Consider the following 18,943-nt stretch of genomic DNA (forward strand, 5'->3'; position numbering starts at 1 on the left):
TCGCGCCCTGGCTCCGCGCACGACTGCGCCCACCCCGTCTCGCTCCGCGACAGCCGCAGCCGGAGCGCATCGTGATGGTCCACGAGGGCCCGCAGTGCACGAGCCAGCACCTCCGGCTCCAGGCGCTCACGGGGCTCCAACATCAGCGCCTGGTTGAAGTGATGCGCCTCGGGGAGATCGCGCTCGACGAACCAGCGCTGGATGGGCGTCAGCGGCACGGGCCCGACGACGGGGCCCTGGTCCCCCAGGCGACGACGGCTCGTCGCCACCTGGGCCAGCCCCGCCACCGTCGGATGCTGGAAGAGCTGCCGCGCCGTGAGGTGGATGCCCACCTGCCGTGCCCGCGCAATCACCTGAAGCGCGAGGATGGAGTCGCCGCCCAGCTCGAAGAAGCGGTCCTCGGCGCCCACCCGCTCGACGCCCAAGACGCCCGCCCAGAGGCGCGCGAGCTGAAGCTCCAGCGCATTACGGGGCTCGACGTAGGCCGCGCAGCTCCCCTGCATGGCCTGCGCCGGCGCGGGGAGGCTACGGCGGTCGAGCTTCCCGCTGGGCGACAGCGGGAGCGCGTCCAACGTGACGAAGGCCGACGGCACCATGTGCTCGGGCAGTCGCTCACCGAGGAAGGCCCGCAGCTCCGTTGCCACGTCTTCAGAAGACGCGACCACATACGCCACGAGCCGGCGGTCTCCCGGGACGTCCTCTCGAATCGCCACCGCCGCCGCACGCACGCCGGGGTGCAGGGACAGCACGGCTTCAATCTCACCCAGCTCGATGCGGAAGCCTCGCACCTTCACCTGGTCATCGAGGCGGCCCAGGTATTCGATGGCGCCATTCGCCAGGAAGCGGGCCTGATCGCCCGTCCGGTACATCCGCGCCCCCGGCTGCGCCGCGAAGGCGTCCGGGAGGAAGCGCTCCGCGGTCAGCTCCGGCCGCTGCCAGTAGCCACGCGCCAGCGGTGCCCCCCCGATGTACAGCTCACCCGGAACGCCCGTCGGCACGGGACGCAGCCGCGCATCCAGCACGTACATCCGCGCGTTGGCGATGGGACGCCCGATGGGAACGACGGGCCCACGGTCCTCGCGCGAGCAGGCCCACGCCGTCACGTCCACCGCGGCCTCCGTCGGGCCGTAGAGGTTGTGAAGCTCGGCGGGCAGGCACGAGAAGAAGCGGTCTCGCAGCTCGGGGGGCAGGGCCTCGCCACTGCAGAACACCCGTCGCAGGCTGGCGCAGGACACCGCCAGCTCCGGCTCCTCCAGGAACGGCCGGAGCATGGACGGCACGAAGTGCAACGTGGTGATGCGCTCGTGCGCGATGGTGTCCGTCAGGTACGCGGGCTCCCGGTGTCCACCGGGCCGCGCCATCACCAGCCGCGCGCCCGCCAGCAGCGGCCAGAAGAACTCCCACACGGAGACGTCGAAGCTGAACGGCGTCTTCTGGAGGACGCGGTCACTCGCATCGAGCCCGTAGGCCTCCTGCATCCACAGGAGCCGGTTGCAGATGGCGTCATGCGTGTTCATCGCCCCCTTGGGCCGCCCCGTGGAGCCCGAGGTGTAGATGACGTACGCCAGCCCGCTCCCCTCCACGGCCACGGCGAGACGCTCCTCGCGCTCGCGTGCCACCGCGCCCCACTCCGAGTCCAGGCACACCACGGTGGCATCGCCCCGAGGCAGGCGCTCCGACAACCGTGCCTGCGTGAGCAGCACCGGCGCCGCGGCGTCCGCGAGCATGTACTCCAGCCGCTCGCGGGGATACTCCGGGTCGAGCGGCACGTAGGCGCCCCCCGCCTTGAGCACGCCGAGCAGCCCCACCACCAGCTCCAGCGAACGCTCCACGCACAGCGCCACCCGCGTGTCCGGCCCCACGCCTCGGGTCCGCAGGTAGCGCGCGAGCTGATTCGCGCGCCCGTCCAACTGACGGTACGTCAGGGTGTCGCCCTCGAAGCTCAGCGCCACCGCATCCGGTGTGCGGTCCACCTGCGCTTCGATGAGCCGGTGCAGGACGCTCACGCCCGGCCGCGGGTGGTCCGTGTCATTCCACGCCACCAGGACCCGGTGCCGCTCCGCCGAGGTCATCATAGGGAGCGCGTGCACCCGCTGCTCCGGCTCACGGACGCCCGCCTCCAGCAGGACGCGCAGGTGCTCCAGCAGGCTGGCCGCGGTGTCCGGCTCGAACAGGTCGGCGCTCAGCTCCAGGTTCGCGGAGAAGCCCTCCACCGTGTCCGTGATGATGAGTCGCAGGTCGAACTTCGCCGTGAGGCTCGGCTGGGGTTGGACGTTCAGCCGGAGCCCGGGAATCACCAACTCCGGCAGCGGGTCCTCCTGCATCACGAGCATGGCCTGGAAGAGCGGGCTGCGGCCCAGGTCTCGCTCGGGCTGGAGCGCCTTCACCAGCTCCTCGAAGGGCGCATCCTGGTGCGCGAAGGCTCCCAGCACGGTCTCCCGCGCCCGGCCAATCAACTCCCGAAAGGACGGCGCGCCCGCCAGCGACACGCGGAGGACCAGCGTGTTGACGAAGCAGCCGATGAGCCCTTCCAGCTCGGTCCGGTCACGGCCCTCCACCGGCGTTCCGACGCACAGGTCCTCCTGTCCGCCATGACGGGACAGCAGCGCTGAGAAGCCCGCCAGCAACACCATGAAGGGCGTGGCGCCCTCGCGCTGGGCCAGCGCCTTCAGCGCGCGCGACAGCTCCGAGCCCAGGAGCACGCTTCGACTCACGCCACGGCTGCTCCGCACGGCCGGTCGAGGCCGGTCCGTGGGCAGGTCCAGCGCCCGAGGTGCCCCTTCCAGCCGGGTCCGCCAGTACGCGAGCTGCGCCTCCAGCGCCTCGCCGCGCAGCCAGTCGCGTTGCCACGCCGCGTAGTCCACGTACTGGAGCGGCAGCTCCAACAGCGGCGACCCCTTGCCCTGAGAGTTGGCCCGATAGAGCGCCGCCACCTCGAGCACGAGCACGCCCATGGACGCGCCATCCGTCACCAGGTGGTGCAGCACCAACAAGAGCACGTGCTCACGCGCGCTGAGCTGAAGCAGCGTGGCGCGAAGCGGCGGCCCCGAGCCGAGGTCGAACGCCCGCAGCGACTCCTCCGCCAACCGCAGCGACAGGGCCTCCTCCTGCGCAGCCCCTGACAGCGCGGTCAGGTCCACCCGGTCCAGCGCGAGCCGGGCCTCGGGGTGGATGCGCCAGGAAGGCGTCCCGTCTTCATCGTGGAAGGTGGCGCGGAGGACTTCGTGCCGCCGGACCACCTCTCGCAGAGAGCGCTCCAGCAACGCCACCTCCAGCGCCCCCTCCACACGGACGGCCACCGCATCGTTGTACGCGGCGCCGCCGGGCTCGAGCTGCTCCAGGAACCAGAGCCGCTGCTGCGCGAAGGACAGCGGCAGCGCCCCTTCATGAGACCGAGCCACCAACGGAGGCACACCGGACGCCCCCACGAGACGCGCATCGATGCGCGCACCCAAGGCCGCCGGTGAGGACGACTCGAACAGCTCACGCAGGGGCAGGTCCACCCCGAACGCCTCACGAATCCGAGAGGCTGCGCGCGTGGCCAGCAACGAGTGCCCGCCCAGCGCGAAGAAGTCGTCCTCCGCGCCCACCCGCTCCACGCCCAGCAGCGAGGCCCACAGCTCGGCCAGGCGGCGCTCGGTCTCCGTCCGAGGCGCCACATACTCCCGAGCGACGTCACGGACACCCTCTGGCGCGGGCAACGCCTTCCGGTCCACCTTCCCGTTGGGCGTCAGCGGGAGCGCATCGAGTGACACGAACGCCGAAGGCACCATGTGCTCCGGCAGGGAGCGCCTGGAGAAGGCCAGCAGCGCCTCCACCGAAGGCGCCGTGCCCGGCCGCGCGACGACGTACGCGACCAGGCGCGCGCCTCCAGCAGCCTCCTCCCACGCCACGACCACCGCCTGCGCCACGTCGGAGTGCCGCGCCAACACGGACTCGACTTCGCCAGGCTCCACCCGGAAGCCACGGACCTTGAGCTGGTGGTCCATCCGGCCCAGGAACTCCACCGTTCCATCCGCGCGCCACCGTGCCCGGTCGCCCGTTCGGTACATCCGCGCGCCGGCGTCGGCGGACACCGGGTCCGGGAGGAAACGCTCGGCGGTCAGCTCCGGCCGCGCGTGGTAGCCCCGCGCGACACCTGTGCCACCGATGTAGAGCTCACCGGGCACGCCCACGGGCAGGGGATGCAGCGCCGCGTCCAGCACGTACAGCGACGTGTTCGCGATGGGCGCGCCAATGGGCACCGGCCCTGGCGAACCATCCACGGCGTGCGACGAGGACCAGATGGTGGTCTCCGTGGGGCCGTACATGTTGAGCAGCGCGCCGCCCACGGTGTCTCGCAGCCGCGCAGCCAGCTCCGCGGACAGCGCCTCACCGCCGACGAGCAACCGCTCCAGTCCCGCGAGCGCCCCGGCCGCGCCGGGCTCCAGGAGCAGCGCCTGCGCCAGGGAGGGCGTGCATTGCAGGTGCGTGACGCCGTGCCGGCGGAGCTGCGCGGGGACGGTGCTTTCCTCCTGTGCCTGAAGCCGGAAGTCGCGCTCGCAGCGCTGCCGCACGGCATCCAGCGCCGGCAGGCTGGCGAGCACGGCATCCGCGTCCACGCCGAAGTCGATGAGGCACGCGACCTCATCCACGCCCAGCGTCTCGATGCGAGCCACCTGCTCCCGGCAGGTGCGCGGCGTCCCGAAGAGCCCCGCCCCTTCAAAGAAGCGCCCGAAGGCGCGTCCCACGAGCGCGTCCAGGTCCTCCGGACGAACCGATGCGGGGTCCAGGTCCACGCCCAACGTCCGGCCCAGGCCGCGCATCAGGTCCGCGGAGTTGCTCAGGTAGCGGCGCAGCGGCGCCTCGACCAGCTCGCGCACGCGCTCCACGTCGTGCCCCACGAACGTGTGGAGCATCAGCGTCACGTGGCCCTCGCCCTCGTGGCCCGCCTCCCGCCAGGCCTCGCGGTAGAGCGCGATGCGTGCTTCCAGCTCCTCCCAACGCTGCCCCAGGAGGTGCGTCAGGACGCCCGCGCCCAGCCGGCCCGCCTCGCGAAACGTGTCCGGATTGCCAGCGGCGGTCAACCACACCGGCAGCTCGCGCTGCACGGGGCTCGGGCGGATGCGAACGTCGATGGGCGTCCCCGCGCCATTGGGGAATGACAGCGCCTCACCGCGCCAGAGCCGCCGCAACGTGTCCAGGTCCCGCCGCGCCAGCTCACGGCGCTCCGCGTACCGCTCCGGCGCGAGGACGAAGTCATCCGCGTGCCAGCCCGCCGCCACGGAGATGCCGACCCGGCCCTTCGACAGGTTGTCGACGAGCGACCACTCCTCCGCCACGCGCACGGGGTGGTGCAGTGGCAGCACGACGCTGCCGGCGCGGATGGCCACGCGCTCGGTGATGGCGGCGATGGCGGCGCTCGTCACGGACGGATTGGGATAGAGCCCACCGAAGGCATGAAGGTGGCGCTCCGGCGTCCACACCGCCTGGAAGCCATGGCGGTCCGCGAACCGCGCACCCTCCAGCAACAGCCGGTAACGCTCGGCGCCTGGAGCCCCCTCATCCGCGGCGAAGTAGAAGAGGCTGAAGCCCAGGGGCTTCTGGCGCGCCCGGGTCACCCGGCGCGGCGCGGCACCCAAGGCCCCCTGCTCGCCCTGCACTGCGACCTTGAAGCCGCGCGCCAGCGTCCAGAGCAACTCCAACACGGAGATGTCGAAGGAGACGCTCGTCACAGCGAGCCATGTCCCCGGCTCGGTCCCCACGCGCGCGTCCATGCCCGTGAAGAAGCTGACGACGTTGCGGTGTGGAATCAGCACGCCCTTGGGCTTGCCAGTGGAGCCCGAGGTGTAGAGGACGTAGGCCAGGTTGTCAGGCCCCACGGCTCCCGGTGGCGCGGCGTCCGCCTCGCCGGGCACCTCCAGCGGAACCACGGACCTGTCGCCGAACGGAAGCGCGCCCGCCAGATGCCGGTGCGCGAGCACCACCGAGGCGCCGGAGTCCTCCAGCATCAGCGCGAGCCGAGCCTCGGGATACGATGGGTCCAGCGGCAGATACGCTCCGCCCGCCTTGAAGATGCCAAGCAACCCCACGACCAGGTCCGCGGAGCGGTCGGCGCAGAGCCCCACGATGCACTCGGGTCCAACGCCCTGCTCACGCAGCCGCCACGCCACGGCGTTGGCTCGCCGGTCCAGCTCACGGTACGTGAGGACCTCGTCACCACACACCACGGCAACAGCGGCCGGCGTGCGCTGCGCCTGCGACTCGATGAGCGCATGGATGCACGTCTCCGGGAACTCCACCCGCGTGTCATTCCAGTCGACCAGCACCTGCCGCTGCTCCGCCGCAGGCAACACCGGGAGCATGGAGAGGCGCTGGTCGGGGTCCGCGACAACGGACTCCAGCAGCACGCCCAGCCGCGCCACCAGTCGCGTGGCGGTGCCCGCGTCGAACAAGTCCGTGGCGTACTCGAGCCACCCGCCCAGTCCCTCCGGCCCGCGAGCCAGCGACAGCGTCAAATCGTAAGGCGTGGCCCCCGGGTCCACCTCCACGCGGCGAGACTCCAGGCCGGGCAGCGCCAGCCCCGCGCCGGGCTCCGGCTGGAGCACGAACAGCACCTGGAACAGTGGCGCGCGCGAAGGGTCCCTCGTGGGCTGGACGGCGTCGACCAGCCGCTCGAATGGAACGCCCCGGTGGGCAAAGGCCTCCAGCACGCCTTCCCGCGTCTGGCCCAGCAGCTCGCGGAAACGGGATGAGCCGGACACGGACGCGCGCAAGACGACCAGGTCGAGGAAGCACCCCATCAACCCTTCGAGCCCCGTCCGCTCACGCCCGTTGACGGCGGTGCCCACGCAAAAGTCCGTCTGCCCCGAATGACGCGCGAGCAGAGCATTGAAGGCCGCCAGCAACGTCATGAACAACGTGGCGCGCTCGCTCCGGCCCAGCGCCTCCAGCCGAGCCGTCAGCGCCTCCGGAAACCGCACCGCCACGCGGCCACCGCGATAGGTCGGCATGGGGGGCCGAGACCGGTCCGCGGGCAACTCCAGTGCCGCAGGCACACCCGCCAGCCGCGCCTTCCACCAGTCGAGCGACGTGGCCAGGGCACCGTCCGCCTCGACCTCGCGGCGCCAGCGCGCGAAGTCGGGATACTGGAAGGCCAACGGCGGCGGTGCAGCGGCACCCGCGTACAGCGCGCTCAGCTCCCGGGCCAGGATGGCGAACGAAGCACCATCCGAGGCGATGTGGTGCATCACCACGACGAGCAGGTGCGCTTGCGCGTCCAATTGAAACAGCGTGGCCCGGAGCAGCGGACCTCGCGCGAGGTCGAACGGTGCCCGCGCGGCCTCGTGGGCCAGACGAAGCGCGGCCTCCTCACGGTCCTCCACCGGGATGTCACGGAGGTCCACCCGGCGAAGCGATGACACCGGCGCCGGTGAGGTCACCTGAGACGGCGTGCCATCTTCGTCGTGGAACGTCGCCCGGAGCGCCGCGTGACGCTGAACGATGGCGCCGAGGGCGCGCTCCAGCGCCCCATCATCCAGCGCCCCGGTGAGCCGCACCGCCGCCGGCAGGTGATACGCGGCGCTTCCCTGCGCCAGCTGCTCGAACAACCACAGTCGCTGCTGCGCGGAGGAGAGCGGCGCGGGTGCCCCCTCCTCGCCCCTCGTCAGCTCGGCGCCAGCGGACTTCCCACGGGCCGCGAAGACGGTCCGCGCGAGCTCCCCCACGGTTGGCCCTTGAAGCAGGACCTCCATGCGGAGGACCACGCCCAGGGCCTCGACGTCGTTCGCCAGCTCCACGGCGCCCAGCGAGTCCAGGCCGAAGGACGTGATGGGCGCCTCCGTCGCCAGCTCCTCCGGACGGACGCGAAGCCGCGCGGCGATCCGCGCCAGCAACCACGTCTCCAGGGCCTCCACGGTGAGCGGCTCGGACGCGGTGACGTCGGACGCGGGCGCCTCAGCCTGGGGCGCGGCGGCCTCCGACTCGCTCCAGGTCAGCAGCGCCCGAGCCGTCCCCGCGAGCAGCTCGGCCCGGCAGGCCCGCCGTTGAATCTTCCCGCTGGACGTCTTCGGCAGCGCGCCCGGCTCGATGAGGACGAGCGTGTGGAGCTGGACCTCGTGCGTCTCCGCGAGGCCACGGCGGACGGCGCCCACCACGTCCTCGGCGGTCCACGGCTTGCGCGAGTCCACCTCGTACATCACCGCGAGCCGCTCCTCGCCGCCCACGTCGATGGAGAACGCCGCGCCACACCCGGGCCGCAGCGCCGGATGGCTGCGCTCCAGCGTCAGCTCCAGGTCCTGCGGGTGCAGGTTGCGTCCGCGAAGGATGATGAGGTCCTTGCGCCGGCCCACGACGAACAGCTCGCCGTCCCTCAGCAGGCCCAGGTCTCCCGTCCGCAGGAACCGGGGGCCGCTGTCCGACTCCGCCAGTCGCGCTCCGAACGCCGCTTCGCTCTCCTCGGGCCGCTCCCAGTAGCCCTGGGCCACGCTGGGACCGGAGACCCAGATCTCCCCCACCCGCTCAGGCGGGCACGCGCGACGCGTCTCCGGGTCCACCACGAGCAGCGTCTGCCCAGGCAGCGTCTGGCCACACCCCACCAGCGGGCGAGCCCCCGGACCGTCGTCGGCCGCCAGGGCCTCGTTCCGCTCCAACGCCTGGGCATCCCACGTCCGCGTGAGGACCCCTTCGCCCTTGCGCCCACCCGAGGCGATCAGCGTGCCCTCCGCGAGCCCGTAGCAGGGATAGAGCGCCTCACGCTGGAAGCCCACGGGCGCGAAGGCCTCCGAGAAGCGCGCAACAACTTCCGGGCGGATGGGCTCGGCGCCACAGAAGGCCAGCTCCCAGCGGCGCAAGTCCAAGCCCTCGCGCTCCGCGGCAGGCACCTTCCTCACGCACAGGTCGAAGGCGAAGCACGGGCCGCCGCTGATGGTGCCACCGAAGCGGGACAGTGACTCCAACCAGAACCGCGGGCGGCGGAGGAACGCGAGCGGCGACATCAGCGCCACCGGGAAGCCCGCGTAGAGCGGCTGGAGGATGCCGCCAATCAGGCCCATGTCGTGGTACGGCGGCAGCCAGATGACGCCCACGCTGTCCGAGCGGACCTGGAACGCGTGGGAGATCAACCCCAGGTTGTGCAGCAGGTTCCCGTGGCTGAGCTGCACGCCCTTCGGATCCCCCGTGGAGCCGGACGTGTATTGGAGGAAGGCCAGCGTGTCCCAGGACGGCTCCGGGCGGCGCCACCCCGCCTCGGTCCCCTCGGGCAGCGCGTCCGTGGCCACCCAGCGGAGCGCGGCGAGCTCAGGTGCGCCTTCGAAGAGGCCCGCTCCCATCTCCTGGATGAAGGAGGTGGTGAGCACGACGCTCGCGCGCGCATCGCGAATGATGGCGCGCAGCCGCGGCAACGTCCGCTCCAGCCGCATCGGGTCCGGCGGATAGGCCGGGACGGCGACCAGCCCGGCATACAAGCAGCCGAAGAAGCCCGCGACGTACTCCAGGCCCGGTGGGTAGAGGAGCACCGCCCGCTCGCCCGCACGCGTCAGGGCCTGGAGCGCCGCGCCAATGCGCCGGGCTCGCAGGTCCAACCCCGCGTAGCTCAGGACCGCGTCGTCCCCGCCATCCTCCAGGAACGTGTACAGCGGCCGTTCACCCAGGGACTGGGTCTGCGTTTCGAGGAGCTCCAGCAGTGTCGCGGCCGAGTGGGAGCGCATGGTGAGAGGTTCCAAGGGACGGAGCAGTGGAAAAACCGAAGACCTTCGCTAGAGCGGGGGGCGCAGCATAAGCTATGAGCGCCCACATTCCGGTTCTCATCCTCGCGGAAGGAACTCTCGGCGTGAACCTGCTCATCCTGCTGCTGCGCAGGTCCCGTGGCTCCGTGGCACTCGCCGTCTGTTTCGGGCTGTTGACGGGCGCCGCGAGCGCGGGGCTCATCGCGCACATCAACGGCGTGCTCGCGCAGGGCGGCGCGACTTCGGCCCGGGGAACGGTCCTCGGCTTCGCCACGCTCGGCGTCCTGATGCTGGGCTCGCGCATCGGCTCGCAGCTGCTGCTGACGCGGCTCCAGACGAACACCACGTTCGCGCTGCGGGATCAGCTCAGCCAGCGCATCCTCGCGACACCGCTGCGGAGGCTGGAAGAGCTGGGCTCCCACCGGCTGCTGGCCACCCTCGTCGACGACATCCAGGCCGTCACCCAGGGCTTGCTGTGCATCCCACCGCTGCTCATCAACGGCGGCATCATCCTGGGCTGCATGACGTACCTGGCCGTCATGTCGCGGCTGGTGTTCGCGGCGCTGCTCGTCTTCGCGCTGCTGGGCGCCGTCAGCTACCTGCTCCCGCTTCGCCACATCATGGCGTTGCTGAAGGACTCGCGGCAAACAAATGACCGGTTCTTCCGCGACCTGCGCTCACTGACCCAGGGCCTGAAGGAGCTGAAGCTGCATCAGCGCCGGCGCACGGCGTTCCTCGACCAGGAGCTGTTCCCCACCGCCGAGACGCTGAAGCAACTCCAGCAGCGGGTCTCCACGCTCCACGCCCTGTCGACGAGCTGGGGCATGAGCCTGTTCTTCTTCTTCATCGGGCTGCTGCTGTTCGCCCTGCCCGGCATCGCCCCGGTGTCCGCGTCAACGCTGGTGGGCTACACGCTCGCCGTCCTCTACCTCCAGCAGCCGTTGGATGCGTCCATGACGCTGCTGCCCATGCTGGGCGCGGGAACCGTGGCGCTCCGCCACATCGAAGCGCTGGAGCTGCCTCCCGCCGACACCGAGGGCACGCCCGTCGCCATCGCGCCTCCCGCTTCGCCTTCCCGCATCGACCTCGTGGGCGTCACGCACGCCTACCGCCGCGAGGGCGAGGACCTGCCCTTCACGCTGGGCCCCATCGACCTGACGCTGCGCCCCGGAGAAATCCTCTTCATCGTCGGGGGCAACGGCAGCGGCAAGACGACGCTGGCCAAGCTCATCACCGGCCTCTATTCGCCGGAGTCCGGGGCGGTCCACGTCGACGGGCAACCGGTGACGGACGACGAGCGGGAGCGCTACCGCCAGCACTTCGCCACGGTGTTCTCCGACTTCCACCTCTTCGACTCCCTGCTGGGTCTGGCCGTGGGGGGACAGGCGGACAAGGCCCGTGCGTACCTCGCGCGGCTCCAGTTGGAGCGCAAGGTGCGCATCGACGCCAACGGCGCGCTCTCCACCACGGACCTGTCCGCGGGTCAGCGCAAGCGACTGGCGCTGCTGACAGCGTTCCTGGAAGACCGCCCCGTGTACCTCTTCGACGAGTGGGCGGCGGACCAGGACCCGCTCTTCAAGGAGGTCTTCTACCGGGCGCTGCTCCCGGACCTGAAGTCCGCCGGCAAGGCCGTGGTGGTCATCAGCCACGACGACCGGTACTTCGACGTGGCGGACCACCTGCTCCGCCTGGAGTCCGGCGCCATCGCTTCCGGCCCGTAAAACATCCGCTTTACACGCACACTGAGACAAAGTGCTATTACGCGGAAAATGTCACATGTCGACGGGCACCCAGGCGAGCTGAAGTTCTCAGATGAAATCCAGGCGTTGCACGGCGAGCTGTCCGCGGCGGCGGTGGCGTTCCTGAAGTTCGCGGAGCGGACGCCCGAGCTGTTCGCGCGGCACCGCTTCCAGAAGTTCGAAGCGTCACCGCTGATGTATTACGAGCTGCACCGGTGGCCGCTCCTCATCGACTCGCGGCGCGACCGTGAGCTGGAGGACGTCGCGGTGAAGCTCTGCCGGCTCGTCAAGCGCGGGCCCCGGCTCCTGCTGGACGGAGACGCTCGGCGCATCGCCGACTACTACGGTGTCTCGCCGGAGCGGGCCCGCGTGGCGGCGGAGGTCCTGGCCATCACGGAGGATGCGCGCGGCGCGCTCAGCCGCGGGGACTTCATCGACTCGGCGGAGGGCCTCAAGTGCCTCGAGGTCAACATGATGGCGGGCCTGGGCGGCTGGGAGACGGGGCTCAAGGCCCAGGTGGTGATGGACCAGCCCGTGCTCCAGCGCTTCACCGAGGAGCAGGGCCTGCGCATCCAGTTCCAGGACACGCTGCGCGCCTTCCTGGGGCATGTCGTCGAGGACGTGCGGCGGACCGTGGCCTGGGAGGGTGAGTGCAACCTGGCCGTGCTCTTCCCCGACAACGAGCTGCCTGAAGCCGCGGGCAGGGAGATGGCGACCCTGCTGCTCAACAGCACGCTGAGCGAGCTGCTCGCGGCGGACGGCGCGAAGGGCGAGGTGCTCATCGGCACCTACAGCGAGGTGGAGGACGCGGAGGGCCACTGCCTCACGATGCGCGGACGGCGGCTGCACGCCGTGCAGGAGCATGACGCGAGAGAGCGGCTCGAGGTGGTGAGCCCGGCGTTCGACGCCCGCGTCCGCGCCGCGCTCGCCGCGCGCACCTTGTGTCTCTACAACGGTCCCGCGCAGGAGCTGCTCGACGACAAGCGCAACATCGCGCTGCTGTCGGAGAACGAGGCGTCGCCCGCGCTCTCCTCCGAGGAGCGGGAGCTCATCCGCCGGCACATCCCCTGGACGCGCCGCGTGCGGTCCACGCAGACGACCCGCGGTGGCGCGTCCGTATGGCTGCCCGATGAGCTCGCCGCCTCGAAGCGCGAAGGGCTGGTGCTCAAGGCGGGCCGCGCCTATGGCGGCAAGTCGGTGCTGATTGGCCGCGCGATGACCGCCGGGGACTGGGACGCCGCCATCCAGGAAGCCCTGGCGCACGGCGGCTGGATTGTCCAGGAGCGCATCGAGCCGCGCCCCTACCACTTCCTGCGGGACGACGGCGCCGTGGGCCCCCACATCCTCATCTGGGGCGCCTTTGTCTTCGGTGAGCGCTACGGCGGAACCATGGTGCGACTGAACCCCACCGGGCAGGGCAAGGACGTCGTCAACGCGACCCAAGGCGCGTTGATGTGCGCGCTCGTCGTCGTCGAGTAACGGCGTGTCTCACGGCGAGACGCGGGGAATAAAAGAACCCCTGGCAATCACGCGCGCTCCCGCCTGCCTCTTATTCTCAACTTTCAAGTAAAATCAATCAAATCGCATTTGTCGCAGCTGACCGCGCTACTATAGGCTTTGTCACCCTCTTGAAACGCGGACACGTGACGACTCGGCCCGTCTCGAAGCGGCTCCGTAGACGTCGTGTGTCCGGGAAGGAACGCTCGCCGTGAAGCTCAGTGTTCTCGATCATTCCATCGTCGCCAGCGGCACGCAGACACGTGAGGCCTTCCAAAACACGGTAGAGCTGGCCCGAGCCGCCGAGCAGCTCGGGTATCACCGCTTCTGGCTCGCGGAGCACCACGGCTCGGGACACTTCGCGGGCGTGGCGCCGGAGATCCTCGTCGCGCATGTCGCGGCGGCGACGTCGCGTATCCGGGTGGGAACGGGCGGCGTCCTGTTGTCGAACTACAGCCCCTTCAAGGTCGCCGAGGTCTTCCGGCTGCTGGAGGCGCTCCACCCCGACCGCATCGACCTGGGCATCGGACGGACGTCGGGCAGCACGGACATGGTGGCTCGCGCCCTGGCCTACGGCCCGCCGATGAGCAACGAGAGCTTCCCCACGAAGCTGGAGGACCTCGTCGCCTTCCTGTCGGGCACCACGCCCGCGACGCCGGAGTTCGAAAAGCTGAGCTTGAAGACCATGGCGCAGGGCATGCCGCAGGTCTGGGCGCTCGGCTCGGGTGAGCAGAGCGCCGCGCTCGCGGCCCGGCTGGGGCTGTCATTCTGCTTCGCGCACTTCTTCAACCCCATCCACGGCGGCCCGGTGACGCGGGGGTATCGCGAGCACTTCAAGCCTTCGCACGTGCAGGCGGCGCCCAACTCCGCCGTCAGCGTCTACGTCATCTGTGCGCCGTCTGAGCAGGAGGCCCGGCGAATAGCCCGGAGCAGCGACCTGCTGACCATCAACACGCGCAGGGGCCGGCCCGAAGCGCCCATCCCATCCATCGAGGAAGCGGAGGCCTACGCCTACACGCCCGAGGACCTGGCCACGCTCGAGTTCGACCGCAAGCGCGTCGTGTGTGGCGCACCGGACCAGGTGAAGGAGCAGTTGACGCGCATGGCCGCCGAGTTCCAGGCGGACGAGCTGCTCATCACCACCATCGTCCACGACCATCGCTCCCGGCTGCGCTCCTACGAGCTGCTGGCCGACGCGTTCTCCCTCACGCGCCCGCCGCCCGCCGCCCAGGCAGCCAGCTGAGCCACGTCTCCGCGCCCCGCGGAGCCCTGCCCGGCGTCACGGACGTTCCCTGGGCCCTGCCGCGTGAGGGCCGCGTGGGGCGTGTGCGTGATGCCGCCGGGCCGCCACCCCACCTCGCTTCTTGAACGTGAGTTCGTCGACAGCCATGAGCGATGACAACCTGAGTGACGGCGACGACCTGGCCATTGCCATCGTCGGAATGGCGGGCCGCTTCCCGGGCTCCCCCGACGTGGAGACCTTCTGGCGGAACCTCTGCGAGGGCGTGGAGGGCATCCGCTTCTTCACGGACGACGAGCTGAAGGCCCGCGGCGTCCCCGAGGAGCGCCTGCGACAGCCGGGCTTCGTGCGCGCCGGGGCCGTGCTGGAGCAGGTGGACGCGTTCGACGCGAGCTTCTTCGGCTATTCGCCGCGCGAGGCCGTGCTGATGGACCCGCAGCACCGCATCTTCCTGGAGTGCGCGTGGGAGGCCATCGAGCGCGCGGGCCACGGGCTGGATACGGAGTCACGCTCGGTGGGCGTCTTCGCGGGCACGAGCCTGAGCACGTACCTGCTCTTCAACCTGCGCACGCACCCGGAGCTGCTCGAGTCGAGCGACAGCTTCCAGGTGATGATTGGCAACGACAAGGACTTCCTCGCCACGCGGCTGGCGTACCACCTGGACCTCAAGGGCCCCAGCCTGGATGTCCAGACGGGCTGCTCCACGTCGCTGGTCGCCACCCACCTGGCCTGCCAGTCGCTGATGGGCTTCCAGTGTGACGTGGCCATCGCGGGCGGCGTGTCCGTGGACGTGCCCCAGCGCACCGGCTACGTGCACCAGCCCGGAGGAATCGCCTCCCCGGATGGTCACTGCCGTCCCTTCGACGCGCAGGCGCAGGGGACGCTCTTCGGCAGCGGCGTGGGCGTGGTGGTGCTCAAGCGGCTGGATGACGCGCTGGCGGACGGCAGCCACATCCACGCCGTCATCCGGGCCTCCGCCATCAACAACGACGGCGCCTCGAAGCTCGGCTACACCGCGCCCAGCGCCGAGGGGCAGGCGGAGGTCATCGCCCGCACCCACGCGTTGGCGGGCGTGACGCCAGACACCGTGGGCTACGTGGAGACGCACGGCACCGGCACCCTGCTGGGCGACCCGGTCGAGGTCTCCGCGCTGACGAGCGCCTTCCGCGCCGGCACCGAGGCCACCAGCTTCTGCGCGCTCGGCTCGGTCAAGTCGAACATCGGCCACCTGGACGCGGCGGCCGGCGTGGCGGGGCTCATCAAGACGGCCCTGGTGGTGGAGCACGGGCGCATTCCCCCCACCCTGCACTGCCGCACGCCCAACCCGAACATCGACTGGGCGCGCAGCCCCTTCTTCGTGAATGCCGCGTTGAAGGAGTGGCAGACGCATGACCACCGGCGCCGCGCGGGCGTGAGCTCCTTCGGCATTGGCGGCACCAACGCCCACGCGCTGCTGGAGGCGCCCCCGGCCCCGGCCCCCTCTGGCCCGTCGCGGCCGTGGCAGCTGCTGGTCCTCTCCGCGAAGAAGCCGGCCGCGCTCGACGCGATGACCCAGAACCTGGGCGCGCACCTGGAGGCACACCCCGAGCAGTCCCTGGCGGACGTCGCGCACACCCTCCAGATTGGCCGCAAGGCGTTCGCGCACCGGCGCGTGGTGGTCTGCGAGAGTGGCGAGGACGCGGCCACGGTGCTGTCCGAGGTGAACCCCGAGCGCGTGTTCACGGACGTGGCCAAGGACGGGGGCCGCTCCGTCGTGTTCCTCTTCCCCGGCGGCGGCGCGCAGCACCTGCGCATGGGGCAGGAGTTGTACGAGAAGGAGCCCGCCTTCCGCGAAGCCTTCGACGCGTGCGCCGCCCTCCTCCAGCGCCGCGGCGGTCCGTCGCTCCGCGCGGTGCTGTACCCAGCGGGCGACGCGGACGCGGGCGCGCCCCTGCCCCGCCCCTCCGTGGGCCTGCCCGCGCTCTTCACGGTGGAGTACGCGCTGGCGAAGCTGTGGGAGTCCTGGGGCATCCGGCCCGAGGCGATGATTGGCCACAGCATGGGCGAGTACGTCGCCGCGTGCCTCGCGGGCGTCTTCTCGCTGGAGGACGCGCTGGCGCTGGTGGCCGAGCGTGGCCGCCTCTTCGAGCAGCTCCCGTCCGGCGCCATGGTGAGCGTGGCCCTGTCCGAACAGGAGCTGCAGCCGCTGCTGGGCGAGCGCCTGTCCCTGGCCGCCGTCAATGGACCGTCGCAGTGCGTGGTGGCCGGCGACACCGCCTCGGTGGATGCGCTGTCCGCCGACCTGGCCACGCGAGACATCGAGCACCGGCGCGTCCACATCGACGTGGCCGCGCACTCGCACCTCATCGACTCCATCCTGCCGGCGTTCGCGGCGTTCGTCGGGCGGCTGAAGCTCCAGACGCCGACGCAGCCCTTCGTCTCCGGCGTGACGGGGACGTGGGTGACCGAGGAGGAGGCCACCGACCCGAGGTACTGGGTGCGCCACCTGCGGCAGACGGTGCGCTTCGGTCCGGGCGTGCGCTGCCTGCTGGAGGACCCGTCGCGCGTGCTGCTGGAGGTCGGTCCCGGGCGGACGCTGGGCTCGCTCGCGCGCCTGCAGGTGGAGCGCGGCCAGCCCACCGTGGTGCTCACGTCGATGCGGGCGCCTCGCGAGCCCGGCTCCGACATGCGTTTCGTGCTCACCACGCTGGGCCGGCTCTGGGCGGCGGGTGTGCCCATGGACTGGCGGAGCCTCCAGGCCGGAGAGCAGCGCCGGCGCGTCGTCCTGCCCACCTACCCCTTCGAGCGCAAGCGACACTGGCTGGAGCCGAACGCGGCGGGCCTCGCCATCGCCAGCGAGGTCTCCCTTGCCCGGCGCAAGGACGCGGCGGACTGGTTCTATCTGCCGTCCTGGAAGCGCACGCTCGCGCTGCGCGGGGCCACCGCCGCGCCCCAGAACTGGCTCGTCTTCACCGACACCAGCGGGCTGGGAGACGCCGTGGCGAAACGGCTCGCGGAGAGCGGCGGCCGAATCACCCGGGTGTCGCAGGGCTCCGACTTCCGCCGCGTGGATGACGGCGCCTTCGAAGTGGACCCCACCCGCCCGGAGACCTACGCGGCGCTGCTGAACGCGCTCGCCGAGGACTCCTTCCGGCCCGAGCGCATCGTCCACCTGTGGGGCGTGGACTCGGCGGGAGAAGGGCTGGCGGGCGTGGAGCACGCCCAGCGCACCGGCTTCTTCAGCCTGCTCTTCCTGGCACAGGCGCTGGCGGGCCAGGGCGCCTCCGGACCCGTGCAGCTCACGGTGGTCTCCAGCGGCGTGCAGGCCGTCACCGGGCATGAGGTGCTGGCCCCGGAGAAGGCCACGCTCCTGGGCGCCTGCCGCGTGCTGCCGCACGAGGTGCCGGGCCTGTCATGTCGGTCCATCGACGTGGAAGCCCCGAGCTGTAGCAAGACGCTCCAGGCCCTGGCGGCGCGGCTGACGTGTGAGCTGGCCACGGGTTCCTCCACCGGCGCCGTGGCGCTCCGAGGCCCGAACCGCTGGGAACAGTCGCTGGAGCAGGTGCGCATCACCGCACCCGCGGCGGATGCCCCGTCCCGCCTGCGTCAGCGCGGCACGTACCTCATCACCGGCGGACTGGGTGGCATCGGGCTGGTGCTGGCGGAGTCGCTCGCGCGACAGGTCCAGGCCCGGTTGGTGCTGGTGGGCCGCAATGCCCTGCCGGAGCGAGACACCTGGGACACCTGGCTCGCCGAGCACGGGGAGCAGGACCGGGTGAGCCAGCGGCTTCGTCAGGTGCGGGCGCTGGAGGCGCTGGGCTCCGAGGTCCTGGTCCTCCAGGCGGACGTGGGCGACGCCGAGCAGATGGCCGAGGCGCTGCGCCAGACACGGCAGGCGTTTGGCGAGCTCCACGGCGTCATCCACGCGGCGGGCGTGCCCGCGGGTGGCCTTGCCCAGCTCCGTACCCAGAAGGCCGTGGAGGACGTCCTGCGCCCCAAGGTGTCGGGCACGTGGGTCCTGCACGCGCTGCTGCGCGACATGCCCCTGGACTTCTTCGTGCTCTGCTCGTCTCGCACCGCCTTCACGGCGGAGCCCGGGCAGATTGACCACTGCGCCGCGTGCGCCTTCCAGGATGCCTTCGCCCACCAGGCCGCGGCGACGGGGACCCTGCCCATCATCTCCCTGGGCTGGGACACCTGGCGCGAGGTGGGCCAGGCCGTGACGACGCAGATGCCGGACGGCGCCAACCCGATGCGGGAGGCGATGCTGGCTCATGCCCTGACACCGGCCGAGGGCGTGGATGTCTTCGAGCGCGTGTTGGCGCAGGCCCCCACGCACATCGTCGTGTCCACCGAGGATTTGCGAGCGGCCATGGCGCGCAGCGCCTCGCTGCTCCAGGACTTGATGGGCCCCATGGAGACGGACGCCGCGCCGACGACGGAGCGCACGGCGCCCGCCAGCATGGACGAGGCGGAGCGCGAGCTGGCGGACATCTGGCAGCGCTTCCTGGGCGTGGAGAGCGTGGCGCTGCACGAGAACTTCTTCGAGCTCGGTGGGAACTCGCTGATTGGCCTGAAGGTCATCAACGAGGTGAAGCGCCGCTTCGGCAAGGAACTGCCCGTGGTGGCGCTCTTCGAGAACCCCACGCTCAGCGCCATGGCCCGGCTGCTGACCCGAGGGCAGGAGCAGGCCTCGGCCACCACCAGTGACCGGCGGAGCCGCGGAGCCAGGCGCCGGGAGCTCATCCAGCAGCGGCGCCAGTCGGGGAACTGAGTGAAAGAGG

The 18,943-nt window shown here is 71.1% G+C and carries 5 protein-coding genes (1 of these 5 cut by a window edge); 4 read left to right on the top strand and 1 reads right to left on the bottom strand.

Annotated elements, in window-relative coordinates:
* Positions 1-9,686, bottom strand: partial view of a non-ribosomal peptide synthase/polyketide synthase gene (locus HV824_RS06895; RefSeq protein ID WP_176422927.1) — the 5' portion only. Its footprint begins 7,459 nt before the window's first position; only the first 9,686 of its 17,145 coding nucleotides appear in the window; its start codon is at positions 9,684-9,686; its stop codon lies off the left edge, out of view.
* Between the two features lie 122 nt (positions 9,687-9,808).
* On the opposite strand from HV824_RS06895, the gene HV824_RS06900 reads away from it, so the two are divergent.
* The 4 genes from HV824_RS06900 to HV824_RS06915 all read left to right on the top strand — a co-directional run bounded on the left by HV824_RS06900 (position 9,809) and on the right by HV824_RS06915 (position 18,933).
* Entirely contained in the window at positions 9,809-11,425 is a 1,617-nt protein-coding gene (locus HV824_RS06900) for a cyclic peptide export ABC transporter (protein WP_176417664.1), read from the top strand.
* A gap of 48 nt (positions 11,426-11,473) precedes the next feature.
* Positions 11,474-12,922, top strand: coding sequence for a hypothetical protein (locus HV824_RS06905; protein ID WP_176422928.1), 1,449 nt, complete (start codon positions 11,474-11,476; stop codon positions 12,920-12,922).
* 229 nt (positions 12,923-13,151) lie between these two features.
* On the top strand, positions 13,152-14,183 hold the full coding sequence (locus HV824_RS06910; protein WP_176422929.1) for an LLM class flavin-dependent oxidoreductase: 1,032 nt from the start codon (positions 13,152-13,154) through the stop codon (positions 14,181-14,183).
* A 145-nt stretch (positions 14,184-14,328) separates the two neighbouring features.
* A complete protein-coding gene (locus HV824_RS06915; RefSeq protein WP_176422930.1) occupies positions 14,329-18,933 on the top strand; it encodes a type I polyketide synthase in 4,605 nt (1,534 codons plus the stop codon).
* The last annotated feature ends 10 nt before the right edge of the window (positions 18,934-18,943 follow it).

The organism is Myxococcus sp. AM009, assembly GCF_013372605.1.
In the GTDB taxonomy this organism is placed as follows: Bacteria; Myxococcota; Myxococcia; order Myxococcales; family Myxococcaceae; genus Myxococcus; species Myxococcus vastator.